Origin of the sequence: Simiduia litorea, assembly GCF_042853465.1 — a bacterium.
Taxonomy (GTDB): domain Bacteria; phylum Pseudomonadota; class Gammaproteobacteria; order Pseudomonadales; family Cellvibrionaceae; genus Simiduia; species Simiduia litorea.
In genome coordinates, this window is record NZ_AP031497.1 from 1,249,956 (window position 1) to 1,276,143 (window position 26,188).

Annotated in this window: 21 protein-coding genes; 11 read left to right on the forward strand and 10 right to left on the reverse strand. The window is 50.6% G+C overall.

What is annotated here, in order from left to right:
- The first annotated feature begins 214 nt into the window (after positions 1 to 214).
- The 5 genes from ACGHTT_RS05570 (at position 215) to ACGHTT_RS05590 (ending at position 4,397) form a co-directional block, all read left to right on the forward strand.
- On the forward strand, positions 215 to 475 hold the full coding sequence (locus ACGHTT_RS05570) for a hypothetical protein (protein ID WP_390594024.1): 261 nt from the start codon (positions 215 to 217) through the stop codon (positions 473 to 475).
- Positions 476 to 591: 116 nt separating this feature from the next.
- On the forward strand, positions 592 to 1,050 hold the full coding sequence (locus ACGHTT_RS05575; protein WP_390594025.1) for a hypothetical protein: 459 nt from the start codon (positions 592 to 594) through the stop codon (positions 1,048 to 1,050).
- Between the two features lie 404 nt (positions 1,051 to 1,454).
- Positions 1,455 to 2,216 carry a peptidylprolyl isomerase gene (locus ACGHTT_RS05580; protein ID WP_390594026.1) on the forward strand — a complete coding sequence of 254 codons (762 nt, stop codon included), beginning with the start codon at positions 1,455 to 1,457 and terminating at the stop codon, positions 2,214 to 2,216.
- Between the two features lie 217 nt (positions 2,217 to 2,433).
- Complete coding sequence (can, locus tag ACGHTT_RS05585; protein WP_390594028.1) at positions 2,434 to 3,081, forward strand: carbonate dehydratase; 648 nt, start codon at positions 2,434 to 2,436, stop codon at positions 3,079 to 3,081.
- Between the two features lie 167 nt (positions 3,082 to 3,248).
- Positions 3,249 to 4,397, forward strand: a complete 1,149-nt coding sequence (locus ACGHTT_RS05590; RefSeq protein WP_390594029.1) for a c-type cytochrome — start codon at positions 3,249 to 3,251, stop codon at positions 4,395 to 4,397.
- Between the two features lie 20 nt (positions 4,398 to 4,417).
- Here the strand turns inward: ACGHTT_RS05590 and moaA are convergent, their stop codons facing one another.
- From moaA to ACGHTT_RS05610, 4 genes are all read right to left on the reverse strand, one after another.
- Positions 4,418 to 5,398, reverse strand: a complete 981-nt coding sequence (gene moaA, locus ACGHTT_RS05595) for a GTP 3',8-cyclase MoaA (protein ID WP_390594031.1) — start codon at positions 5,396 to 5,398, stop codon at positions 4,418 to 4,420.
- A 155-nt stretch (positions 5,399 to 5,553) separates the two neighbouring features.
- Positions 5,554 to 5,946: a hypothetical protein gene (locus ACGHTT_RS05600; RefSeq protein ID WP_390594033.1), complete on the reverse strand. Its 393-nt coding sequence runs from the start codon at positions 5,944 to 5,946 to the stop codon at positions 5,554 to 5,556.
- Between the two features lie 111 nt (positions 5,947 to 6,057).
- Positions 6,058 to 8,097 carry a DmsC/YnfH family molybdoenzyme membrane anchor subunit gene (locus ACGHTT_RS05605; RefSeq protein WP_390594035.1) on the reverse strand — a complete coding sequence of 680 codons (2,040 nt, stop codon included), beginning with the start codon at positions 8,095 to 8,097 and terminating at the stop codon, positions 6,058 to 6,060.
- Positions 8,098 to 8,154: 57 nt separating this feature from the next.
- Complete coding sequence (locus tag ACGHTT_RS05610; RefSeq protein WP_390594036.1) at positions 8,155 to 10,404, reverse strand: molybdopterin oxidoreductase family protein; 2,250 nt, start codon at positions 10,402 to 10,404, stop codon at positions 8,155 to 8,157.
- Between the two features lie 536 nt (positions 10,405 to 10,940).
- On the opposite strand from ACGHTT_RS05610, the gene cobA reads away from it, so the two are divergent.
- From cobA to ACGHTT_RS05635, 5 genes are all read left to right on the forward strand, one after another.
- On the forward strand, positions 10,941 to 11,861 hold the full coding sequence (cobA, locus tag ACGHTT_RS05615; RefSeq protein ID WP_390594038.1) for a uroporphyrinogen-III C-methyltransferase: 921 nt from the start codon (positions 10,941 to 10,943) through the stop codon (positions 11,859 to 11,861).
- A gap of 14 nt (positions 11,862 to 11,875) precedes the next feature.
- A complete protein-coding gene (gene nirB, locus ACGHTT_RS05620) occupies positions 11,876 to 14,419 on the forward strand; it encodes a nitrite reductase large subunit NirB (RefSeq protein WP_390594039.1) in 2,544 nt (847 codons plus the stop codon).
- 71 nt (positions 14,420 to 14,490) lie between these two features.
- Complete coding sequence (gene nirD / locus ACGHTT_RS05625; protein ID WP_390594040.1) at positions 14,491 to 14,817, forward strand: nitrite reductase small subunit NirD; 327 nt, start codon at positions 14,491 to 14,493, stop codon at positions 14,815 to 14,817.
- Between the two features lie 842 nt (positions 14,818 to 15,659).
- Complete coding sequence (locus ACGHTT_RS05630) at positions 15,660 to 17,129, forward strand: NarK family nitrate/nitrite MFS transporter (RefSeq protein ID WP_390594041.1); 1,470 nt, start codon at positions 15,660 to 15,662, stop codon at positions 17,127 to 17,129.
- 169 nt (positions 17,130 to 17,298) lie between these two features.
- The gene (locus ACGHTT_RS05635) at positions 17,299 to 19,065 is read left to right on the forward strand and encodes a protein kinase domain-containing protein (RefSeq protein ID WP_390594982.1); all 1,767 of its coding nucleotides are present in this window, start codon (positions 17,299 to 17,301) and stop codon (positions 19,063 to 19,065) included.
- Between the two features lie 82 nt (positions 19,066 to 19,147).
- Here the strand turns inward: ACGHTT_RS05635 and ACGHTT_RS05640 are convergent, their stop codons facing one another.
- The 6 genes from ACGHTT_RS05640 to ACGHTT_RS05665 form a co-directional block, all read right to left on the reverse strand.
- A complete protein-coding gene (locus ACGHTT_RS05640) occupies positions 19,148 to 19,951 on the reverse strand; it encodes a hypothetical protein (RefSeq protein ID WP_390594042.1) in 804 nt (267 codons plus the stop codon).
- 189 nt (positions 19,952 to 20,140) lie between these two features.
- Complete coding sequence (locus tag ACGHTT_RS05645; RefSeq protein ID WP_390594043.1) at positions 20,141 to 20,872, reverse strand: sulfite exporter TauE/SafE family protein; 732 nt, start codon at positions 20,870 to 20,872, stop codon at positions 20,141 to 20,143.
- 15 nt (positions 20,873 to 20,887) lie between these two features.
- Positions 20,888 to 21,697 (reverse strand): SDR family oxidoreductase, encoded by an 810-nt coding sequence (locus ACGHTT_RS05650; protein ID WP_390594044.1) that lies wholly within the window; start codon positions 21,695 to 21,697, stop codon positions 20,888 to 20,890.
- Between the two features lie 4 nt (positions 21,698 to 21,701).
- Positions 21,702 to 22,649: an SDR family oxidoreductase gene (locus ACGHTT_RS05655; RefSeq protein WP_390594045.1), complete on the reverse strand. Its 948-nt coding sequence runs from the start codon at positions 22,647 to 22,649 to the stop codon at positions 21,702 to 21,704.
- Complete coding sequence (locus ACGHTT_RS05660; RefSeq protein ID WP_390594046.1) at positions 22,639 to 23,544, reverse strand: bile acid:sodium symporter family protein; 906 nt, start codon at positions 23,542 to 23,544, stop codon at positions 22,639 to 22,641. The genes ACGHTT_RS05655 and ACGHTT_RS05660 overlap by 11 nt, the downstream gene beginning before the upstream one ends.
- Entirely contained in the window at positions 23,544 to 24,902 is a 1,359-nt protein-coding gene (locus tag ACGHTT_RS05665) for a flavin-containing monooxygenase (protein WP_390594047.1), read from the reverse strand. Before ACGHTT_RS05665 ends, ACGHTT_RS05660 begins: the two co-directional genes overlap by 1 nt.
- 273 nt (positions 24,903 to 25,175) lie before the next feature.
- Between ACGHTT_RS05665 and ACGHTT_RS05670 the strand changes: the two genes are divergently transcribed.
- Positions 25,176 to 26,141, forward strand: coding sequence for an AraC family transcriptional regulator (locus ACGHTT_RS05670; protein ID WP_390594048.1), 966 nt, complete (start codon positions 25,176 to 25,178; stop codon positions 26,139 to 26,141).
- Positions 26,142 to 26,188: the final 47 nt, after the last annotated feature.

Below are 26,188 nucleotides of genomic sequence, written 5' to 3' on the forward strand. Positions count from 1 at the left end.
CTGAATAGCCTTTAAAGCGGTATTTTTTCCACGCCGCGGGATATATGCCTCAGAGGCGTATTATTTTGCGCCCCATTCTGAAAATTGTGATAACTTCTTGAAATTAAAGGGGGAGTCGGAGCTGGTACCATAGCTCCGCTCTGGATATATGCCTCGGAGGCGTAATATATTACGCCTCCGAGGCACTGAATAATGCTGTTAAGTGTAAAAGCACATGGAAGAAAATAAGATATTATTTCTAGCAATCATCGGTTGCATTATTATTTATGCACTGGTTCGTGCCTATAAAATAAGTGATATACGCTGCCCAAAGTGTGGTGAGCGAATGGAGCTACATAGCCTAGAAGATCCAATGGGTGCCAATATTTCAAAAAAGGTTACGTTCTCTTTTTATCAAGGTCCACGAAAATACAAAGAGGCTTGGGTCTGTGAGTCATGCAATCATCAAGTACAAAAGCAATATTGGGGCAGCTAATGGCAAATCGTGCCACAACTACACTTAACAAGGCTATTAAAAATCGTTCCGGCCAAAAAACGGCCTCCACTGGACGCGCTAACGCGCGCCTTTTATAGCGGCGTTATGCAATCTGAATGAACAGACTAAGAACCTATGGTTTAGTAAGTATCGCTGCATCGTTAGCATTCTTTGCGCTGGGATTGCTTACCCATACTTTCGAAGCCGTGCCTGGCAAGATTGTTGATCTGAAGGAAATATTTGGATCTTCTGGTGGCGGCTCTTCAACCTATAAGAGTCCTATTCTTTCCGGTAGAGAGTCGCCAACTGAATCATGGGTTTCAGTAGAGTACAGATACATAGTAAACGGCAATGAGTATAATTCGCGCCTGATAGGGCTTTACTTACCGGTCAACCTCAGTATGCCGTCCTTTGAAAAAGGACAAGACGTTACTGTTTACTTGGCGCCATTCAATATTGTCTCAGTATTGAAGCGTGGCGCTGATTTAAGAATTGTTTTCGCGCTATTTGGTCTTGGTATATGCCTACTAATATTTCATGAGTGGGCAACCAAAACAAGGAAAGAAAATGCATAACAAGCGACTGTGGTGTGATTAGTTCAAAAATCAACTGTGACACCATCCCCGATTATCTCGCACCATCGTGAACGCAAGGACTCAGCCCTAACTAAAGCAAGCCCTGTCTTTACCTGCGTTAGTTTGCTTAACCGCTGTCATTGTGGATGAAGGATGCTCAGGATCGCATTTTCAGCCAAAACGCCTGCACGAGCTAGATTGTTAGCAGGTCTGATAAGGGCCGTTCCCACACGGGCTTTTAACGCCAACCCCCACCTTAGTTGATCTAACTCAAAACCTTGTAATAAGGCCAGCTTTACAATGGCTCATCGACTGAAGCTTCGCGTTGTTGGCGTTGGTTTTGTCATTAATACGCGAATCGCACCAGCTCAAGGGCTTAGACCGGTCTGTTTAGGAGAAAGTTGATGATTATTGTAAATGACGTGGAAATTTCTGAGCCGGCCATTTTGGCAGAGATGCAATACCACAAGGCTGAAAGTCAGCGCGATGCCATGATTAAGGCCAGTGAATCACTGATAATTGCCGAACTGGTGAAAGCCCGCGCGGCGGAGCTTGGCATCGTTATCAAGGATGACGCTAGTGAAGCGCAAGCGCTCGAACAACTGCTAGCGGTAGACGTGCCTATGCCTGAGGCGAGCGAAGCGGATTGCCTTCGCTATTACGAAGCCAACCTCGATAAGTTTCAGAGTACGCCCTTGTTAGCCGTGCGCCATATTCTTTTGGCGGCAGATCCAGAGGATGATGATGCCCGCATTAAAGCGGCAGACCAAGCCATTGTGCTGTTGGCGAAATTGAACGCGGATATGGGGCAGTTTGACGCCTTGGCGGCCGAATTTTCCAGCTGCCCATCGGCAAAGCTTGGCGGCAATTTAGGGCAGATTACCAAAGGCCAAACCGTGCCCGAGTTTGAGCGTCAATTGTTTAATTTAAGTTTAGGTCTCGCCAAGCGCCCCATTGAAAGTCGTTACGGCTTGCATTTGGTTTTGGTAGAGCACCGTGTAGACGGACGGCAATTACCCTTCGATGTGGTGCAAACCCGTATTGCCGATTATCTTAATGAAAAAGTCAGGCGTAAATCTATCGCGCAGTATGTGGAAACGTTGATTTCGCAAGCGAAAATCGAAGGCTTTGACTTTTCCGTGAGCGATTCGCCGTTGATGCAATGATTGAAGAAGTTAACAGTAAACAGTAAACAGTAAACAGTAAACAGTAAACAGTAAACAGTAAACAGTAAACAGCTTACAGGAAAGGCGCTTTTGAGAAGTTTAGCTGTTAGCTGGGGGCGGCCATTCGCTTAGCTGTTAGCTTGTTGCCGAAAGTCGCAGATGAACAGGCTTTTCCTAAACACCTTTTATTTTTGAATCCCGTCTGGTGAGTATAATCATGTGTGAAAAATGTTCGCCCAGTGAGTTGTTAGATCGCAATAAGCATTGGGCGGCTGCCTACCAGGCGCGCGACCCGAGTTTTTTTACCCGCTTGGCGGCGCAGCAAACGCCAAATTATTTATGGATAGGCTGTTCCGATGCGCGCGTGCCGGCCAACGACATAGTGGGTATGGAGCCGGGTGAATTATTTGTGCATCGCAATATTGCCAATCAGGTGATTCATACCGACTTTAACGGCTTGAGTGTTGTGCAGTTTGCGCTCGATATCCTAAAGGTGGAGCATATTATTGTCTGCGGTCACTACGGCTGTGGTGGTGTGCGCGCGGCGCTTGCGCACGAAGAGTTGGGTATTGTTGATAATTGGCTTCGGCATATTAAAGATATTTACTGCCGGCATAAAATCGAGCTGCAGGCATTAAGCTCCACCGATGAGGAAGTTAATCGGTTGTGTGAGCTGAATGTGATGGCGCAAGTGGAGAATCTTTCGAAGACGAAAGTGGTGCAGCGCGCTTGGCGCAATGGCCGGAAACTCTCTATTCATGGATGGATTTACGGTTTGAATGACGGCATCATTAAAGATCTGGCCGTGAGTGTGAACGAGCCTGATGGCGTAGATGATATTTATCGCATGGCGCCGAAAGGGTAAGTGTGTAAGGGATCTGTTACCAGATTGCTTTAGGCAAGGCTCATTCACGTCGCACAGTGTGGCTAGCTGGTGCCTTGCCTCGGCGCGCCCTGCGGCCCCGTGGCGGTGGTGTCTTTATCGCTTCTGTTCTATATTGCTGCCTACATAAAAAGCAAGGAAGATCAGACATGGCTTGTTTATCGCCCAGCGCTACGCGGTTAGGTTTTATTGTTGTTGTCAGGCTCTTTAGCGGTTTATTGTTTAGCTGTTTATTGTCGCTGCCGGCATTTGCCGCCAAGCAAGACGATAACGGCTTGCCGCCTATTCGCAAACTTACCGCCGAGCAAAGTGAGCGCGCTGCTGCCAATTATCAAAAATATTGCGTGCTGTGCCACGGCGAAAACCGCCAAGGCCATGTTAATGATCACGCGCCGTCGCTACGCAGTCAAAGCCTGTTTGAATCCGGTGTGCCGCACGCTATTTTGCGGCCACTTTCCTATGGCCGCCAAGGTACCGCAATGGGCGGCTATCTCGATGAAGTGGGTGGACCGCTGAGCTTGGATGAAACCTGGGATCTTACCTATTGGCTGTTCGAGCAATCGGGTGTGGCGCGCGTGGCTATCGGTACGCAGCCTGTTTTGGGCGACGTGCAACAGGGTGAAAAAGTCTACCAGCGCGAATGCGCAGTGTGTCATGGCAAAGCGGGCGAGGGGATTACCGCACCGGCGCTGGGCAATGCCTCGGCACTGGCGCATAACAGCGATGAGTTTATACGCTATGCCATACAACATGGCCGGCAAGATACGCCTATGCCGGCGTTTTTGGGGCGATTAACCGAGCCCGATATCGACAATGTCACGGCATTTTTACGCAGTCGCGCCAGCGGTTGGCAAGATGTCAAACCGGTGTTGCAAGCCCTGCCAACGCCGGATCAATATGTGGTCAACCCCGATGGCGAGCAACCAGACTTTACATTAGCGGAAGGTCGCTATGTGTCGTCGGCAGATTTGTATGCGGCCTTAGTGGCGAAACAGAAAATGGTGCTACTTGATACCCGCGTTACGTCCGTGTGGCAAACTGCGCATATCGAGGGTTCGTTTCCGGCGCCTTATTATTCAGATTTTAAAACCATTGCTAAGGATATCCCGCGCGATGTGCTTATTGTTGCCTATTGCTCCTGCCCAAGAGCCGCCGCGGATTATGTGATTGATCAACTCAAGGATTTAGGCTTTACCCACACAGCGGTGTTGTACGAAGGTATTTTCGGTTGGATGCATCAAGGTTATCCGGTAGCCCGGCGTGCTATCGAAGCGCCCGATGACGGCGACTCAAAATAGTACCGGGTTTTCCCTGAGCGCTAGCCGCCGGTGCTACTCATAAAGCGAACAATCTGCGGTTCGCTGTTGAGGTCGAAGTGGTGGCGTTCAGGTTTGATCGTAATGGCTTGAACGATGGCGGCTTTAAGGCGCTCGCGATCACCCGGGTGGGCGCGCAGTATGGCTTTTAAATCGGCCGCGTGCTCGTTGCCCAGGCAGAGCAGCAATTTTCCTTCCGCGCTTACGCGCACGCGATTGCAACTGGCACAAAAGTTTTCTGAGTGGGGTGAGATAAAACCGATGCGCGAGTTGTAGCCTGGCACTTGCCAATAACGCGAGGGGCCGGCGGTTTGCGCTTGCAATGGCTCTAGGATAAATTTCTGGCCGATTATTTCGCGCAAGTCAGCACTCGAGCAAAACTCTAAGGCGCGACTGTGCTCGACAATGCTACCCAGTGGCATTTCTTCAATAAAGCTGATGTCTAATTGATTATCGAGTACAAACTGAACGAGGTCGGGTACTTCGGCTGCGTTGCGGTTTTTTAGTATGACCGCATTGAGTTTTATGCGCTCGAAGCCGACATCTTGCGCCGCTTTGATGCCATCGAGTACCTGCTGTAATTCACCGGTGCGCGTGAGTTCGCGAAACTTGATAGGGTCTAAGGTATCGAGGCTAATGTTGATGCGTTTAACGCCAGCGGCTTTAAGTGCGGCGGCGTACTTTGGCAGTTGTGAGCCATTGGTGGTGAGTGTGAGTTCCTTGAGCGGTAATTGACCTAATTGCTCGAACACCTGAGTGACGCCTTTGCGCACCAGTGGTTCGCCGCCTGTGATGCGAATTTTGCTGACCCCAAGCTCAACGAATGCCGTGCCAATTTCGGTTAGCTCTTCTAAGCTCAGTACCTGCGCTCTGGGCATGAAGGTCATATCTTCGCTCATGCAATAGACACAGCGAAAATCACAGCGGTCAGTCACTGAGAGGCGGATATAGTCGATCTTTCTGTCGAAGGCATCAATGAGCATGTATCACGACGTTTATGTTGGTCTGCGGTTGAAGATAGATGACGCCAGTTCATTCTAGCGCAATTACAGGGCGAGTTCGCCCCAACGAAGATGGCGTCCAAGGGCAGGCCCTTTAACCGGATTGCCCTTGTTTCGACTTAATTCAGATGTTTATCTCAGTGGGGCTTAGAGGCGCCTTGGCCGACGCTCGGCGCTTGCACATTGGGCACCCAATCCCACCATTCGTGTTGGCCATCGGTGCGCTCTTCTTGGGTGCGGTGTATATCCCAGGTGACTAAGTAATCTGGGTTTTCGATGTCGACGCCACTGGGTGCATGGCTAAAGCGGCCAGCCGGCGCGTTAAACCAAGCCGCCAAGTTTGGCGGCAGGATAAAGTCCGCCTGCTGTACTTTTGGGTCTGTGTGCTGTAATTGCACCGTAATACCCAGCTCATCGTCCACCTTAATCACCCGCCCGCAGCACTGTGATTGCTTCAGCAGCGAGCCATCGGTTTCGAAGTAGGAGAGGCCGATGAGGCAAGTCTTTCCGATCAGTGAGTCTAGCGTCATATCACGTTTTATCTGCGTTGAAATTATTCGTCATTCGCTTACAGCGTACAGGAGCGCTAAAGGTTTTTGTCTGCCCTGTACTCTTTAAACGCATTTTCCTGTTAACTGCTGTTAATGATGCAAGGGTGCCACGCCCACCTGCGGCATATTGGCCAAGCCTATGTCGCGCGCGTGTTCTTCGAAACCTTTATTCTTCCAAAAGAAAGCACCGGGCATGGTGGTCGGTATCACCAGCACATAAAACAAGGCCCGGCCTACAATCGAGGTGGCCATTAACAAGCCACCGGCAAAGCACCAGCTGAGTAGCGCGTAAACGTTGTCTAGGTTCCAGACCGCTAACGCGATTAGCAGGCCAGTGACTAAGCACAGGTTGAACGCGAGCAGCAAGTTGCGTGCGAAAAAGGTTTTGCCAAAGGTGCTGGTTTGAATGTAGTAAGACGCACCGCCTTCGTGTTCGGCACTGGCCATGGCCTTGCTGTGGGCAAGATGGCCGATGGCTTCAATCAATAGCCCGAGCGCCATTAGGCCGCCACACAATAACAGCGCGACAGTGTAATTTGCGCCCGCAAAGGCGAGGGTGGGAACCATCACCAGGCCGGCCACTAAACCGCCTAAGGACAGCATATTGCCGAAAAATGCGCTGCCCACCTGCCAGTGATTCCAGAACGGCCGCGCTTCGATGCGGTAGCAGCGGTTCATATAATAGAGGCCTACGAGGCTTGCGGGAATGGCAAAATAGCCAAAGCCCGTGGCCCAGCTTTGCGCCTGCGCCGGTGTGATGAGCGCGCCAATATCGGCGCCCAAGAACCAGGTGTAAAGGCTTCGGAACAAGCTGTTAGTGGGCAGGCTGAACAGAATATGCAACCCTAAACCGGCCATGAATAAAGCAATACCTAAACCTTCGCGGCACACAGGTGAGTGGCGCAAATTATTAAAGCCGCGATAAAAGCGGTGCGGTTTACCCAAGTGCATGGTGGACATAAATAAACCAAAGGCCACTAGCACAAAACTCAGTATGGCCAGTGGGGCGTACAAGGCTGACTGTTGAAAGGTAACGAATGCATCAACGCCGGCTTGTGCGCCCAAAAAGCTCAAGGCGAAGGCCCCGATGGAGGCTTGAGAGCACAGAGTAAATAGCACTAAGGGGTTTTCGCGCGAACTTAAGCGTGCCAAGTTCCAGTGTTTGGTTGTGCCTTTTTTCTGATCGATGGCGGGCTTATAGCGGCCATTCTCATCTTTGTGGTATTTCAGCGGCATGGAATCCGTGCGCTTCATTTCATCGGGTAGCTGGTTGATTTGTTGAAAGCGCACGTTCGGGTGGGTAATTTCCGAGCTGGGAAAGCCGGGAATGTCGGTGAGTGCTTGCTCGCGGTTATCGGGTACGTTTTCGATAACACCAAAATCCAAGGCGTTACCAACACAGGCGGAAACGCAGGCCGGCTTTAAACCAACTTCTAAGCGATCTACGCACATGTTGCACTTGGAAACTTGGCCCTTAACGGGGTCTAGCTGCGGCGCGTTGTAAGGACAAACCCAAGTGCAGTAGCCGCAACCGAAACAGGTTTCCGGATCTTGCAGTACCGCACCGTACTCCACGTGTTTGGTGTAGGCGCGGGTTGGGCAGCCTTTCAAACACACGGGGTTGTCGCAATGGTTACACGCCATGGAGATATTCATGCGCTTGTAGTCGGGGAAGCTGCCGCCCTCCACATAACCCACAGAGCGAAAAGCGAAATGTGCGGGGGTTTCATTCTTTTCCGCACAGGCCGCTTCGCAGGCGTGGCAGCCGATGCAGTTGTCGGCGGTAAAATAAAAACCGTGCTGCTTATTGCGGTTGGGGTTAGTGCCCACGGCAGGGTTTTCATTAATATAGAGCGACCGACCCACGGGTAGCTTGTGTTCTGTTAAATCGATCAGGTCGATTTTTTGGCCGTAGCGGTTCGACTCGGCTATTTTTTTGTCGGATAAAAACGCGTAGGGCTGTTCTTCTGTGCGAATTTCCCAAATCATCGCGCCCGCTTTGCCGGTGCTTTCGCTGCCAGCGATTGGAGCCGGATCGCTTCCCGAAAGTGCGCTTCCCGAAAGATCGCTTCCCGAAAGATCGCTACCGGCTAGTGTTTCCATCTGATTGTGTTTGCTGTCTTTTAACATCTCTGTGCCTAAGCTTGGGTTCAGATTTTACTGTTTATGCAGTCTCTATTCGTGCGTCTAAAACGTTCGGCGCTCGAGGTTTAGACGGCCGGCTTCTTTTTGATCGACTTTTTCCACCCGCACCGCATTTTGTTTAAAGGCGGGTTGACGCGAATAGGGATCGAGTAAGCCGAGGGTTAAACGGTTGACGCAATCGTGAAAATGAAACGGAATAAATAACATATCGCGGCCGACCCGGTGAGTGAGCTGCACCATCACCACAGCGTCGCCGCGGCGGCTGACTAAGCGCACATAAGATTGGTGTTCGATGCCTAACTCGGCCGCCGCATCCGGATTCATTTCCATGTAGGGGGTTGGGCTGAATTTATTCAAGTTGCCAATTTTGCCGGTGCGGGTGCGGGTGTGAAAATGCTCGACCACGCGGCCCGAGTTGAGCCAGAAAGGGTAGTCGTCATCCGGGCATTCGTTGTTATTGACGAAATCGACGCAAATTAAATTGGCCCGACCCGACGGTGTTTGAAATACGCCATCGGTGTAGAGGCGCTGGTTGCCCTTAAACTCCACGCGCGTTTTATTGTCGATGGCGATGACAGTGCCCAAGCGCGCCTCATCGGCGGCGGCTTCGGCTTCGGTGTAAGGCCATTGAATACCGCGTGCGGCTTCAATTTTATCCCAAGTCATGCCCGAGATATCGAGCGTGCGGCCAGCGCCTTTAGACAACTCGCGCATTTCGTTGAACGCCGCTTCGGCGTTTTCGGGGAAATCTACCTTATTGCGATCTTCAAAGCGTTTAGACATTTCTTTGAAGATCCAGAAGTCGGGCTTTGAGTCTTTGTAGGCCGGCAACACGTTGCGGGTTAAATTCACTCGCCGCTCGGTGTTGGTGTGGCAACCTTCTTTTTCTGCCCACACCGCAGCGGGTAGGAATACGTGGGAATATTTATTGGTCTCCACATCTTCGTAGATATCTTGCACCACCAAAAATTCCAACTTCTCCATCGCCTTGCGAATGCGCGGTTGGTTGGGCATGGAGGTCATGGGGTTGGTTGCCACTAACCACAAGCCTTTAATTTGCCCGGACTCAATGGCGGGAAAGATATCGGTTTGCGCCAAGCCGCGTTTGGCTGGGAAAAACGCTTCGTCAATGCCCCAGAAATCGGCGATGTGTTTGCGATCTTGTGCTTTTTCCAGGTAACGGTAGCCGGGTAGCCCAGAGCAGGACGACCACTCGCGCGTACCCATGGCGTTGCACTGGCCGGTAATCGATAAACTCGTGCCACCTAACTTGCCGATGTTACCGGTAATTAAATTTAAGTTGTTGATGTTGGCAACACCATCTGAGCCGTGGGTGGATTGATTAATCCCCATGGTCCAAATGCTCATGGCACTGTTGGCGTTGGCGTAAACGCGAGCCACGTGACGGATGCGATCTTCATCGATACCGCAAATATGTTGCGCCTGTTTTGGATCGTACTTGCTCTGCACCAGCTCGCGTAAATCTTCGATGCCTTGGGTGTGCTTGGCAATGTAATCTTCGTCGGCTAAACCTTCCTTGAAAATCACGTGCATCATCGCATTGATTAACACGGTATCTGTACCCGGCGTAATGGGCAGATGAATATCGGCAAACTGCGCCAGCATGGTGACGCGCGGGTCGACCACAATGAGTGGGAAATGACGCTTCTCGCGCGCCTCTTTTAAGCGCCAATAAATGATTGGGTGCTGCTCCGGTAAATTCGAGCCGAAGGCCATTAAGCAGCCGGTGTGTTCGAAATCTTCATAGCAACCCGGTGGGCCGTCTGATCCAAAGGATCGCTTGTAGCCCGATACGGCCGAGGCCATACACAGGGTGGTGTTGCCGTCGTAGTTGTTGGTGCCTATTTGACCGCGCACCAATTTTCCGAGGGCGTAAAATTCTTCGGTTAACAGTTGACCGGTAGAGACGATGGCGAAGCTATCCCGACCGTATTTGGTTTGAATCTCTTTTATTTTCTCCGCGGTTTTATCCAGTGCTGCGTCCCAGTTGGTTGCGGCAAATGGCAGGTGCGCCTTTTCGCGCATGAGCGGAACGGTACCGCGCCCGGGGGAGTTAAACAGATCGTGTTCGAGCAGCCCTTTAATGCAGAGCTTGCCGCGGTTGACATCGGCGCCGGCATGGCCTCGGCTGGTGATAACCTTACCTTCCTCATTGACACCTAGCTCAATGGAGCAGCCAGTGGAGCAATAATTACAGGTGGCGTACTTCCACTCTTTGACAGGCTTGGCTGGGATGCTAATAGGCTTACGCTGTTTACGACCGAAAATCATGCTGCTTCCTAGTGGTTGGTACTACTCAATAAGGAGTAGAAAATTCGAACTAATAGCCTTAAAGCAATTAGTGAACCAACTTGGCAAACAGGTGAATTTTTCGTGAATCTGCATATTTTTTATGGAATTACTGCCGTGTGGTAGTGCTACTTACGCTATTGGTGCGAAAAAACTGTGCATTTAAGCGATTGATTCAGAAAGACTACGTTCGCGATCGACATTTCTAGCACCAATACCGTGCGCAGAGCCTTTTACTGGTGCGGGTTGGATTTCCTTGGCGCCTCTTTGTTGTGCGCTTTGCACAGGATGGGTGCAGCTTTTCTTGGGTTCAGGTGACTGTGTTGGTGCATATGACAATTTTACCGGCCAATTCGTGTCTTGTTTCTATATAGGCTTGTAGAAAATTAATGTGAACAGGTGTTTTTTAAAAAAAATTAGCGATTAGTTTTTGTTGGCATTGTCCTTGCTCTATCTCACTTCATGAGCGCTTGAGTCAGCGAAGACTTAGCGCAACGACACTGAGTGGAGTCAGCCAAATGCCAGCCAGCCCAGCCACGAGAACCCATTTTCTCGCGCGTTTAAAGCCGCGCAACAGCGCGAGTGTTGGGCGTGTATCGCTCGTGGGCGCAGGGCCTGGCGATGCAGATTTGTTAACTGTTAAAGCCTTGCGCACTTTGCAGCAAGCGGATGTCATTTTTTATGATCGCTTAGTCAGTGAAGATATTCGCGCGTTATTTCCTAGCAGTACGCCTGCGATTTATGTGGGCAAAGCCAAAGATCGCCATTCCATTCCCCAACAGGATTTAAATTCTCTGCTCGTAGAAACCGCGCAGCTTGGTTTACACGTGTGTCGGCTGAAAGGTGGCGACGCCTTTGTGTTTGGCCGCGGTGGCGAAGAAATGTTGGAGCTTAAGCAGGCCGGTATTGCTGTCGACGTGGTGCCGGGCATCACGGCTGGCGCAGGTGCAACGGCCTATGCAGGTATCCCCTTAACCCATCGCGGTATCGCTCAGGGCGTGAGTTTTGTTACCGCGCACGGGGAAAAGGAATTGCATATTAACTGGTCGTCGCTGGCGCACAGCGGTCACACCTTGGTGTTTTACATGGGCTTGGGCTCTGTCGCCACTATTGCCCGTGAATTAAACAAGGCCGGGCTTTGCGCCGGCACCCCAGCGGCCATCATTGAAAAAGGTTGCTCGGCGCAGCAGCGGGTTTTTACCGAGAAGCTTGCGGATTTGCCGGCACTGGTTGAGCGCCACCACATTGAATCGCCGGCGCTCATTGTTGTCGGCGAGGTTGTTCGCTTGCGTGAACAGCTGCAGTGGCTTGAGCAAATAGCTAGCCCCGAGCTAGAGGAAATTTACGCCGAAGTGGCATCGCCTGTTGCGGCCACTGTGGTGGCGAGTGCTTCAAATTCTATTAATAAGAATTCCCCTTGGAAAAAATTGTCAGCCTGACGTGAGGAAAAAATATGAGTAAGCAGCGCATCGTAGTCGTTGGCAACGGAATGGTCGGCCACAAGTTTATTGATAATGTGGTGACGTCCGAACACGCAAGCCGCTATCAAGTTATCACCTTTTCCGAAGAGCCTCGGCTGGCCTATGACCGCGTGCAATTGTCTAAATATTTTTCTGGCTCGACGGCAGAAGACTTAGCGTTAACCACAGAGTCTTATTATCAAGACAAAGGTGTGAACTATGTGCTCTCCGATAAGGTGGTCGATCTCGATTTCGACAACAAGGAAGTTATCACCGCCAGCGGTCGCCGCGAAGCGTATGATCAGCTAGTGCTGGCCACGGGTTCTTTTCCCTTTGTGCCGCCTATTCCTGGAAACGATCAGCCGCACTGCTTGGTGTATCGCACCATCGAAGATTTGGAGGCCATTACGGCGTCGGCACAACAATCCAAAGTGGGCGTTGTAGTGGGCGGCGGGCTCTTGGGCCTCGAAGCCGCGAATGCACTTAAACAGGCAGGGCTTGAAACCCATGTGGTCGAATTTGCGCCGCGTTTAATGGCGGTACAGTTAGATGAAGGCGGCGGTAAATTGCTGCGCAGTAAAATTGAAGGCCTTGGTGTACGCGTACACACGCAAAAGGCAACCACGGCTATTGTTGCCGGCGAAGAATGCCGCTACCGCATGAACTTTGCCGATGGCAGTCATCTCGAAACCGACATGATTTTATTTTCCGCCGGCATTCGCCCGCAAGACGAATTAGCGCGCAAGTGCGGTATCGACTTGGGTGAACGCGGTGGCATTGTCGTCGATAATAACTGCCAAACTTCTGTTAAGCATGTCTATGCCATTGGCGAATGCGCGCTTTGGAGCGGTCGCATTTATGGTTTAGTGGCGCCTGGCTATGATATGGCCAAAGTCGCACTCTCGCACATTACGGGGGGCGATCAGCAGTTTACCGGTGCCGATATGAGCACCAAGTTAAAACTACTTGGTGTTGATGTGGCATCGGTGGGCGACGCCCATGGCAACACGCCAGGCTGTAAAAGTTATACCTATAGCAACGATGTGGATGAAGTGTATAAGCGCATTATTGTGTCGGCCGACAATACTCGCCTGTTGGGCGCTGTGTTAGTGGGCGATGCCGATGGCTATGGCATCTTGCAACAGCTTTGCGTTAACGAAATGGATTTACCGGACGACCCCAATGCGCTGATTTTACCGTTGGTGGATGGTGCCGGTGCGGTGATGGGCGTGGATTCTCTGCCCGATACGGCGCAAATTTGTTCCTGTATGGATGTCTCCAAAGGCGCTATTTGTTGCGCCGTGCAAAACGGTGCGCAAACCATGGCCGATGTAAAGGCCGAAACCTTGGCGTCTACCAGTTGCGGCGGTTGTACGGCATTGGTGAAGCAAGTGTTGGATGCCGAGCTCACCAAGTTAGGTGTTGAAGTTAAACATGATATTTGCGAACACTTTGCTTATTCACGCCAGCAGTTGGCAGACATAGTGCGTGTTACCAAAGTGCGCAGCTTTGACGCTTTGTTAGATAGCCATGGTAAAGGCCATGGTTGTGAAATTTGTAAGCCTGCTGTGGGCTCGATACTGGCTTCTTTCTGGAATGATTACATTTTAGAGGACGCGCATATTGGCTTGCAGGACACCAACGACATCTTCCTAGGTAATTTACAAAAAGACGGTACCTACTCAGTGGTGCCACGCGTTGCTGCGGGCGAAATTACACCTGATAAGCTCATTGTATTGGGTGAGGTGGCCAAGCAGTTTAATTTATACACTAAAGTCACCGGTGGCCAACGCATCGATTTGTTTGGTGCGCAATTGAATGATTTGCCACACATTTGGCGCATTCTCGTGGATGCCGGTTTTGAAACCGGCCATGCCTACGGCAAATCTGTGCGCACAGTGAAGTCCTGCGTGGGTTCTACTTGGTGTCGCTATGGCGTCGACGATTCAGTCGGCTTGGCGATAGAAATAGAGGATAGATACAAAGGTCTGCGTTCACCACACAAGCTGAAATTTGCAGTATCGGGTTGTACGCGTGAATGCGCTGAAGCACAGTGTAAAGATGTGGGCATCATTGCCACAGAGAAGGGCTGGAATCTTTATGTGTGCGGCAACGGTGGCATGCGCCCACGTCATGCTGACTTATTTGCGACTGGATTAGATAAAGAAACCTTAATCAAATATGTGGACCGGTTTTTGATGTTCTATGTGCGCACGGCAGATCGCTTACAGCGCACCAGCGTGTGGTTGGAAAACTTAGAAGGTGGTCTGGAATACTTGAAGAAGGTGGTTATTGAAGATTCCTTGTCGATCGGCGCTGAGTTAGAGGCTGACATGGCGCATAACATTGGCAACTATCAGTGCGAATGGAAAACGACCATTGAAAGCCCAGAGAAGCTAAAGCGCTTCAGTCACTTCATTAACACCGATACTCGCGATAGCAACCTAGCCTATGTGGTTGAGCGCAATCAAATTCGCCCCGCTAACGCGCAAGAGCGTATTGCGACGGTTGATGTGGTTGAGCCTGAAATGGCTTAGCGACAAGGGTTCACAATTGACAGGTGAGCAGTGTCAGCGGTGGCGCTGCTCTCACAGGATGAGACGATATCATGACAAAGCAATGGCAAGCAGTGTGTAAAGTTGAAGATGTAATTCCCGGCACCGGCGTATGCGCCTTGGTTGCTGGTAAGCAGGTGGCTATTTTTCGCACCCTAAAAGAGAAAAAACTATTTGCGCTGGATAACTTTGATCCCTTCGGTAAGGCCAATGTGCTCTCTCGCGGCATTCAGGGTTCAATTGGCGACGACCTAGTGGTTGCCTCGCCCCTGTACAAACAGCATTTCGTCTTGGCCACGGGCAAGTGTTTAGAAGACGATGTCACGATTCCTGTTTACGCCGTACGCGAAGAAGATGGCCAAGTTCAGGTTTCAGTTTAATTTAATCGGTTACAGCTTTTAACTGGCGAGAAATAGATCTTGTCAGATTAAACTGACGACAAAGTTTGCACCTTTGGCAGGCAAGGGTTGTTTTGCACAGCGTTCACTGAGCGCTTTGTAAAACACCCCAAGCCTGCCTTTTTTGCCTACAGGATGTAGGTACACCTGTTAGGGCAGGAGCCCGGTAAGGTGTTGCTCAAATTCACTGCCGAGAATTAACAAAGCCACAATGCGGATGGCGGGCCGGCTCTCAGGATGTAGGTACACCTGTTAGGGCAGGAGCCCGGTAAGGTGTTGCTCAAATTCACTGCCGAGAATTAACAAAGTCACAATGCGGATGGCGGGCCGGCTCTTTACGTTGGCACCATTACATTCCAACACCTGGGAGGGTAGGGGCTAATTTTTTAGCTGCAAGCTGCAAGCTGCAAGCTCCAAGCTCCAAGCTCCAAGCCCTAAGAAAAATCTACAGCCACAAGCTTCAGACCAACTAGATGAGGTCATCTAACCGTTTTAGGGTGAATCCAACGTTCTGCTGGATGTCACTTCTCTTTCGTAGGAACAGCTTGCTCGATACTTTATCCATATAAATACTTTTGCTTGCAGCTTGTGCACTCATCAAGTGCATTTCGCCCCATGCCTGTGCGAAAAACAGGGTCTTTGCTTGGCCATCATCTTGCACTTTGTGCTTTTCGGGTGCAGATCACGGTAAAACGTCGGCAATTCATGAAGCTTTTGGTTGTATTCGCACTATTTAGTTGAATATTTCAAAGTAGGCATGGCCTTTGCTCATACTGCCTTATCGAATTTTAACCTTTTAATTTTAATCGTTTCAGGGAGTAGACATGAGCAGCACCCGGTCTTTTAACCTGTTTTCCTTTTCGGGCAAGATGAAAATATTGCACCTGAGTTGGATGGCATTCTTTATCACCTTTGTGGTGTGGTTCAACTTTGCACCTTTGTTGCAAGCCGTTGCGGCCTCCCTAGGCTTAGACAAGTCGCAAATTAAAACCCTATTGATTTTGAACGTTGCGCTCACCATTCCCGCGCGCGTTGTCATTGGTATGCTCACCGACCGATTCGGCCCTAAAATGGTCTACTCGGGTTTGTTGGCATTGTGTTCCATACCATGTTTTATGTTCGCCTTAGCCGATACCTTTTTACAGGCGGCGATTGCGCGTTTCGCACTCGGCTTTATTGGTGCCGGTTTTGTTATTGGTATTCGCTTAGTGAGCGAGTGGTTTCCCGCTAATGAATTAGGTACGGCGGAAGGCATTTATGGCGGTTGGGGTAATTTTGGCTCTGCTGCCGCTGCTTTCACTTTACCGACTATCGCCGTGCTATTCGGCGGTGATGACGGCTGGCGTTACGCTATCGGCATAACCGGTTTGATGAGTTTGCTCTTCTCCGTAGTGTTTTACCTGAATGTGAGCGATACACCTAAGGGCTCAACCTATTTTAAACCGAAAAATGTTGGCGCTATTGAAGTCACCAGTAAAGGCGATTTTTTCTTACTGATACTCATGAAAATTCCCATGTATGCAGCGCTCGCATTGCTAACCTGGAAGTTATCACCGGCTGGCGTGTCGATGTTATCTGAAACCGTTTCTATCATTTGTTATGCGGGTTTAGTGGTATTGTTTGTTTACGAGCTGTCCCACGTATGGAAGGTTAACAAAAACATTTTTGTTGAGCCTGTACCGGAAATGCATCGCTACAAATTTAAGCAAGTGGCGGTGCTGAATATATTGTACTTCGCCACTTTCGGCTCTGAGTTGGCGGTTATTTCTATGCTGCCGTTATTCTTCGCCGATACCTTTGCCTTAACCCCTGTGATGGCGGGTATGGTTGCCTCGGCCTACGCCTTTATGAATTTAATGTCGCGTCCTGGCGGTGGTTGGCTGTCAGACCGCTTTGGGCGAAAATCCACACTGCTGATACTCACTGCAGGTTTAGCCATTGGTTATGCTGTCATGGGTATGGTGGATTCCGGTTGGCCGTTAGTGATGGCGGTGATTGCGGCCATGGCGTGTTCATTCTTTGTGCAGGCCGGCGAAGGCGCCGTGTTTGCCGTGGTGCCTTTGATTAAGCGGCGTTTAACCGGCCAAATTGCAGGAATGACTGGGGCCTATGGTAATGTTGGCGCCGTGGTTTATTTAACGGTATTGAGTTTTGTCGACTACTCAACTTTCTTTTACGTGATTGCTTGCACGGCCGTGGTTGGTTTTATTACCTTGCTGTTTATGGAGGAGCCCAAAGGTCACATCACCGAAGTTCGCGAGGATGGCTCGGTGGAGTTAATTACCGTAAGCTAAGTTTTTTGGCGGAGCTAGCTCCGCCGTTGCTTTGCCGGCGCACAGAATCAACAGGCGCTAAGGTGTGGGGTTTGCATTCTGTTTGGATGCTCAGTTTAGGTTTAGATATAGACGTAACTGTAGAGTTAGACGGTAGGACTCAGTGTCCAAAGGTGAGAGTCGATTGTCTATGAGTAGTCAGGGTGTTGAACTCGAAGATAGTGCATTAGCGGGCAAGAAATCGTTAAAACTGAGTTTTGGCGGCAGTTCGCGCGCCGGTGCGAAAGCTGAAAATCAAGATGCTTTTGCGGCACACCTGCCTTCGGGTTCTGCACGTTTTTTAAAGGGCGGCATTGCCTGTATTGCCGATGGCGTGAGCTGCAGTGAAAACGCACAGCAGGCGAGTTCCACCAGTGTTACCTTGTTTATCGAAGACTATTTCTCCACGCCCGACACCTGGCCAGTTAAAATGGCGGCTGCGCGGGTTTTATCGTCGTTGAATTCCTGGCTTTACCACCACGGTCAGCAAAGTCATGCACGGCACAATGGTTTAGTCACGACGTTCAGCGGGGTGATTTTTAAATCCAACACGGCGCACTTTTTTCATGCAGGTGATAGTCGCATCTATGCCTTAAGGCAGGGCCGCTTGCAACAAATTACCCGCGACCACTGTCATCAACAGGCCGGTCGAAAAACCTTTCTAACTCGTGCGCTCGGAATGGATTCACGCCTAGAAGTGGACTATCAGACAGAGGACATTGCCCTCGGCGATACCTTTTTGCTAACCACAGATGGCGTTCACGAGTGGTTAACAGAGCGCGAGATGGCCGACATTATCGGCGCCCACCAAGGTCAGCTCGAACAAGCTGCTGAGGCATTGTCAAGCGCAGCCTTGGCCAATGGCAGCGACGATAACCTCACCTGTCTTTTGGTTACTGTCGACGAGTTACCACTAGCGGAAATCGATGAGGTGCATCGCAGTCTGACCCAGCTCGCAATCCCGCCGGTTTTGCAGGAAGGGCAGAAAATCGATCACTATGATGTGCAATCGGTTATTCATGCCGGTACGCGCTCGCACTTGTATTTAGTTAAAGATACTCACAATGATCAGCTTCAGGTATTAAAGGCGCCGTCGGAAAATTTTAAAGATGATGCGCAATATTTAGAGGGCTTTATTCGCGAACAGTGGGTGGGTCGGCGTTTGAACCATGCTGGGGTGATGAAAATATTACCGCGGCCGGAGAACAGCCCGTTTCTCTATCACGTGTGTGAGTATATTGAAGGCATCACCTTGCGCCAGTGGATTTATGACAATCCAACGCCGGAGCTAAAATCGGTGCGCGACATGCTTGATAAAATTGTCAGTAGTCTGCGCGCCTTCCAGCGTCTGAGTATGATCCATCGCGATCTTAAACCCGAAAATATTATTATCGATAAGCGTGGACGGCCCATTATTATTGATTTCGGCACGGTGTTTGTTGCCGGATTGGGTGAAATATCTACGCCAATGATGGAACATGTGCCGGTGGGTTCGGTCGATTATATTGCACCGGAATATTTGTTGGGGGAGCCGGCAACGGATAGATCGGATTTGTTTTCCTTGGCGGTTGTCGCCTATGAAATGATGTGTGGCAAGCTACCCTTTGATATTCCCGACATGCAACGCAATCCACCCACACAATTCGAGGCCTGGCAATACCAAAGTATTCGCACCTACCGGAAAGATGTACCGGTTTGGCTCGATTTGGCCTTGCGTAAAGCGCTGTCGCCGAGACCGACGTTTCGCTACCCCGCCTATTCGGAACTGCTTCACGACTTGTCTAAGCCGAATGCCCAATTGATGGAGAAGTTTGAGTCGGCACCTCTGCTTGAGCGCAACCCTGTTGTGTTTTGGAAACTGTTTTGTGCGCTGTTATTTGCCGTTATCTGCTTGCAGTATGTTTGGTTTTTTACGTAGATCGCTTGGGCAATTGTTTACATGCGAGCTGTTTAGTTTGACAAAGACCATGTTCCACAAGGCAAGCTTTTATGCGTCGATATTAATGCCGCGTATAGGATTTATAACAGCTAGTCGCCAAGTCGATCCAAACCCGTTGATTGGCCTCGATGGCGAGCGTGCCTAAATGGAAAATCTTTTCAGGTTGCGGTACAGCGTCTAGCCGAGGGTTGAGTTGATCTTGCACGCATTGGAGAAATTGTCCACTGAGACGAATTCTCGCTTGTAAGGCGGGTATTAAGTTGGCGCTGTCTGCTTGATTGGCTAGTTTAATCAGGTGCCGCTGAGTTTCTATTAAGGTTAAATGGGTGTGCTTGCTGAGTTGGGTAATACGAGGCTTGCAAGTGTTGACGATTGTGGCTTCCGCGTTTTTTGCCGATGCGTAACTCGATAACCCGCGCAGCTGCCCAAGCCCTTCGATGTGCAAGGGGATGTCGCGAAATAAGAATTCTTCGGCTTCTCTGTGCGAAGGCGAAGCTTGGCTCTCCACATAGCGCCACAACATGCGGTGGCACTGCTCGATAAGAAAATTGTGTATTTCAAAGTTACTCAAGGCGTTGTCTTGGCGCCAATGGCGTCGGGTATTTTCCCACTCTCCGGTAATTAACGACCACTGTGCTGGATCGGTTTGAATGGCTTGATAGGAAATTTTTGCGATGAGTGTATCTATCTGCGGGTGTAGGCTGGACGCGTGTTTATGTAGGCTTTCAACGCCACCGAGGGCAGCGAGGCTGGCGCCCCGGTGCATTTGCAAGAGCCCGATTAGCTCGGCAAAAAGCGCCAGACTCGGGTCAAGTTGCGTGGTTTGACGGGGTAGAGTGCGCTCTATGCGGGCATCGGCATTCATGATAGTACCTTTTGAACAGCCTGTTAATGTATGCGCTGTTCAATGCAAACCATATACCAAGTATGTAAGGCTATAAGCGAGTGATTTCGCCTCTAGTTATGGCCTCGCTGCGCAGAGTTGGTGCGCCCTGGTAAAGATTGCGTCAAACTAATGCGCACCGCAGCGAATGCGCATCTTGTTGAACCGGATTTAAAGCCAGGCGCGAATAAAAAGTAGTGCGCCGGTACACATTAAAATAACGTAAATTAAGCGACGGAAAGTCAGTTCAGAGACACGCTGGTGTAAATATTCACCGGCCAAAACGCCAACCACCAGCAGCGGCAGGTACATGAGCAGTTTCGGCCATACCAAGGTCAGTGCGCCTTGATAGAGAAAGATTAACGTCAACAAGCTGTTGAGTGAAAACCAAACCGCTAGGAGTGTGGCGCGCATTTGGCTTTTATCAATTTTCGAGCCGGCCAATGAGAACACCAAGAGCGGGCCACCGGAGGCGAATAAGCCGTGGGTAATACCGGCGCCTGCAATGAGAATTTGGTTGAGCCAGCGCGGGTGTGCGCGATCGGTGACATTACGCAGGCTCTTGTACAGTTCGCGGGCGCCAAAAATTACAATCACCAGAGCGAATATCGCGGCAAGTTCGGCGTTGCCGAGTACCGGCCTTAACCAGGTGCCGGCGATAGTGCCGAGCACCATCAGTGGCGCAATGATTTTAACCAGAAGCGGCCATTGAATGTGGCTGCGGTGTTTGTACACCAGATAGCCAGACATAAAAATATTTAACGGCACGAGCACCGGTAATAAATCGGCGATAGGCATGATTAGCGCACCTAACGAGACCGCAATAACAATGGAGCCAAAGCCAGTAATGGCCTCTAGGGTATAGCTAAGTAGAATAAAGAGACCGAGTAGAAACCATTGCATATTAAGGTTGCGCCATTAGTGATTTTTTTGGTGGAGTTCAGAGGCAAATTTTTGGCTCATGTGTTTGAGGAAAAAGCGGGGCGCCAGTTTATACAGTAAGCTGGCAAACCAGGTAAATTTATCGGGAAATAAACGCTCAACATTTTTTTCCATGGCTTGAACGATCTGGCTCGCCATCCAGTCGGGGCTGCGCATATTGCCAATCATTGAGCGTGCATGAGTGGCAGGCTTGCCATCGAAGCCCAAGGCATTTTGCTCGATCGGTGTATCGAGGAAGGAAGGGTAGACCATGAGTACGGAAATGCCGTCGTCGCGTACTTCACAACGCAATGTCTCAAAAAATTGGTGTAATGCGCTCTTCGCAGCGCAGTAACCGGCGCGCCCCAGTACCGGCATCCAACCGGCCATGGAGCTGATGTTGATAATTTTACCCCGGCTCTGCCGCAATAGCGGCAAGCAGGCCAAGGCAATTTCGACCGGGGCTTGATAATCCACTGCCATGACTTTCCTAATCACCGCCGGTTGCGTATGTTCGGCTAAGGAGCGATGGGTGATGCCGGCATTGTTTATCAGGCAGTCTATGCGGCCCATTTTTTCTTGACTCTGTTGCACCAGCATCGCAATGTCGGCCGGCTGAGTGATATCCATGGTCACACACAGCACCTGGGTCTTACCCTGTAGAGCCTTCCCTCTTTCTAGCAGTAGTTCGCGATTGAGATCGACCAGCACGAGGGCATAGTTTTTCCGACACAACTGTTCGGCCAGTGCCCAGCCTAAACCACTGGCCGCGCCCGTGATGACAGCAACGGGTTGGGTAGATACCATGTTGCTATCCTTGTTTTTGCTTGAGCTTTAAGGCGTGTTCGGCAAAGTATAAAAACGTTTCGCGCGAGGTTTTTTGCAAACTGCCGCCAAATTGCGCTTTCAGTGCTTTATTCAATAGCACCGGGCGATAGCGTAGAAAGTTGATTTGCTCAGGGCCGTAACGGGTTAAGCCTAAGGCGCTACCGAAACGCAATAAAACCTTTACTAGGCCCGCGGGCAAATTTAGCACTGGCTTGTTTAAGGTTTTCGCTATGTCTTGAATGGTCATGGCGCCATCACCAGCCATATTGTATTGGCCAATTTTTTCTTCTCGCAGCCCTTTTTCTATCAAAGCGATTACGTCTTGGTCCCAAATAAAAACAAAGGGAGAAGGCGAGCCGGAAATGGCGAGTAGGCGTTTGCCGGTAAATAATTGGGTAATTAAGTTATTGGTATGGCTGCCCAGCACCGTGCTCGGCCTAAATATTAATTGGTTTAAGTTAGGGTGCGTTTTGCGATAGCCGGCGAGGATCTCTTCTACTAAACGTTTGTGCGCGGCGTAGGAAAACTCCTCGTTGCCACGCAGTGGGTCGGTCTCCACAATCCAGTCGGGGTTGTCGGCATGGTAGCCGTAGGCCGCACCGGAGCTGGTGACCGTAATATGTTCGATCTGGTTGGTGACACAGGCGTTGAGGAGATTGCGGGTGCCGTTGACATCGATATCGTAATCTTGCTGTACATTTTTCGAGGGTTCAACCACGCAGGCCAAGTGAACCACATGGGTGATGCCTTCCTGCGCCATCAATTCGCTTAATTTAGCTGAGCGAATGTCAATGACATGAATGGGAAAGTGAGCATCGTTGCGCGCTTTGATATCGACGCCCACAACGGAAAAATCACGGCACAAGCGCTCGCCCAGCTGAAAGCCAATATAGCCAGCCGCACCGGTAATAAGAATACGTTTAGTAGACAAAGGCGGTCTCCTGCTTGGCTGATCGACTCCAATAGGTTGCCAGTAAACCGCCGCTGACGAGGTGCCAAATGCCCCAGAAGGCAGCCACCACGAGCATGTTGGATTGATCGGGGAAAAAGGTGAATAAAATCACTAAGGCTAAACCTGAATTTTGAATGCCTACCTCTAAGGTGACGGCGCGCGTATCTGGCTCGGCTAAGCGACACATCTTTGCGGCAATAAAACCTAGGCCAAGGGCAAAGGTGTTGTGCGCAATAACCAGTACCGTGAGCAGCCCCATGTGTGAGACAAGCGCTTGTAAATTTTTTGCACAAGCGACGGCGACAAAGGCGAGCAGGGCGATAATTGAAAATAGGCGAAACGGTTGCTCGCTTTTTTTCACCAGTGTGGGAAAAAACTTACCGCACAACATGCCGGCAATTAGGGGCAGTACCAGCACAAATACAAACAGAGTCACCATCTGCAGAGGGTCTAGGGCAATGGCTTGTAATAACGGTTTGGTGTTCGGATTGAGGCTGGCGTAGAAGGCAAAGTTAAACGGCGTTAGCAGCACCGCGGCAACACTGGAAACGGCAGTCATACTGACCGATACGGCTAAATTACCGCGCGCAATAAAGGTCATGATGTTAGAAAAAGTGCCGCCGGGGCAGGCGGCGACGAGCATCATACCCAATGCCATGCTCGGCTCCATATCGACAGCCCAGGTAGCGACACAGGTAAAAGCGGGCAGCAGCATAAATTGCGCGATTAATCCGGTCATGGGGGCTTTTGGCGCGCGCAAAATGCGGGTGAAATCGTCGATTTTTAAGGTCAGCGACACGCCAAAAATCATCAGTGCCAAAATACCATTAAGCAGCAGTAGTTGGTCAGCGCCGAAGCTGACTTCGCTAGCCATTAATGTTCGCCCGCTAAGGAGGTGCACGCATCTTGCTTGGGCAGTTGAGGCTCCGGCCAATCTGCTTTTAGTGCTTTACTGTGTGCTATCACGGCGTTGCGATAGGTGGTTTTATCCACATAGTAGGCCATGCGCTCAAGCGCCAAATAGTTGTAACCGCCGTCGGCGCGCTGCCCGGTGTTCTCTTGCACGGTTTGTGTGAGTGCTTTAGCGCTTTTGCTGCCATGCTCTTGCTGAGCAATATATAGCGCTACCATTTCAGCCTGCTCGTCTCGCCCTTGCCAGCCCAAGCCTGTGGCTTCCACCATGCCCATCATGAATAAATTATGGTGCTTGGGGTGAAATACATTCAAATACAGCGAGGGCGCCATGCCTTGCCAATTTAATTCTTTCCGTGCGATGAAGGGGTAATCTAATTGATAGCCCGTCGCTTGCAAAATCATATCGTACTCACGCGTCTCGCCATCGGCAAAGGTGACTGTTTTCCCTTCGACGCCGACAATATCTTTGCGCGGGTAGATATCGCCATGGCCTAGATGATGCAAAATCAAGGAGTTGATTACTGGGTGTGATTCGTACATGCGGTAATCTGGGTCGGGTAAACCGTATTGGCTGGGTTTGCCCATGATCATGCGAATTAAAAAGGCATCGATAATTTGCTTGAGCCTGCGTGGTAATTTGATTGCGCCGCCCAGCGTGTCCGACGGTTTACCCATTATAAATTTGGGTAAAAAATAATAGCCGCGGCGCACACTCATATCGATATTTTTGGCAAAGTGAACGGCGTCGATGGCAATGTCGCAAGCGCTGTTACCGCAACCCTGAATTAGCACGCGTTTACCCTTAAACTGCGCCGGCGATTTATACTGGCTCGAGTGAATTAATTCACCCTCGAATGTGCCGGGGAGCGCGACCGTATTGGGTTTATGCAGCGTGCCGTTGGCAATGAGTAGCCCTTTGAATTGCCGCGTCTGCTGCGCGCCGTTTTTTTCCGTGGTGATGGCCCAACCTTGTTGGTTGGGTTCGCAGTGAATGACTTTGGTGGAAAATTCGTAGTGTGGGTAGAGATCGAACGCCTTGGCGTAATCTTTAAAGTAATCACACAATTCATCGTGGCGCGGAAAGGTGGCAACACCCTGTTTCATGGGAAAGGCGCTGAACTCGGTCATGTGCTTGGAGCTGATTAAATGCGCGGTGTGGTACATGGTAGAGTGTGGGTTGTCTATGTCCCACAGGCCGCCTACGTCGCTGTGTAGCTCGAAACCGGTGAAGGCGATGCCGTATTGCTTGAGTTGGCGTGCGGTGCACAAGCCCATGGGGCCTGCACCTATAATCGCGTAATGTTGTTGGCTCTGCATCGTTGCTCCGGTTTGTTCGCAATCATTCGTTATTATTAGCCTAGGTGGCCGGTTTGTGGGTAGCCACGGCTATACACTTATAAGTACCCACTTTGTGACATCCTATACTAGGCAGGTGATGACCCTGTAGCTGGAGCCGTTTGAGACCAATAATGGCCAGACGGGACATCCACCAAAACGCAGGTTGTCGTCGTTCAAAAAGCATCACCTATAAAAATAGAGTCACCTGTAGAAATAGATCTACCCACAAAAATAGAACTAGATAGGGCAAGCATGGAATTGACGGTTACTATTCACTTCACTCGCGCCATTCTGAAAACCCTAGAGGCCCAAGCGACGCAGCTTCCAGCCGAGGTGCAGGCTTGGTTGGCAGAGCACAAAGGCCATGAGCGCCTGCCCTTATCGGCCTTGGATGCACTTTGGCAAACCTGCGTGGCATCCACTGCAGACCCTTTATTCGGCTTGCGCGCCGGTCTCAATGTGCAGCCAGGTAACTTGGATGTGGTGGGTTTCCTGTTAATGAGCTGCGAAACCCTCGAGGATGCACTCGATGCCCTGATCGATTATCACCGCATCGTCGGCGAGGGCGGTGATTTCACCGTCACGCGACAGGCCGACGAGTGCCGGCTTATTTACGCCCCGCATTACGACACCTGCCGAGATCAGCGGGTGTCTGCGGTTATGGGCTCTACGCTAGCCGTTACTCGATGGCTCACGGGTGGTGCTTTTAGCGCCAAGCGGGTGTCGTTTGCCCACGCGGCACCCGAGTGCAGCGAAACCGCCGAGGCACTCATGGGCTGCCCCATCGCCTATGACCAAGTGGCCGATGTAATGGCTTTCGATGCCAAGTTTCTGAGCTTGCCCGTGGTGCAAGCCAATGCCCAAGTGTTTGAACGCATGCGTGTGTTGGCCGACGAAGCACTAGAGCGCTTAAAAGCGAGTAGTTTTTCTCGCAGTGTGGCCGAACTCATTCGTGCAAGCCCTGCGGCATCGAAAGAAGATATCGCCGAACAGCTACACATGAGCGGCCGGCATTTAAATCGCAAGTTAGGTATAGAAGGTGGTAGCTTTAAACTCTTGCAAGACAACGTACGCTGCCAACTTGCCGAACAACAAATTGATGCCGGCGTGCACACTATGGACATCGCCGAGCAGCTAGGTTTCTCCGACGAGCGAAGCTTCGCCAAAGCCTTCAAGCGCTGGCGCGACATGACGCCGGCGCAGTTTAAGGCGCGGTGATGAGAGCCTACAGTTGACAGTTCACAGGGGACAGGAAAGGGGAAATT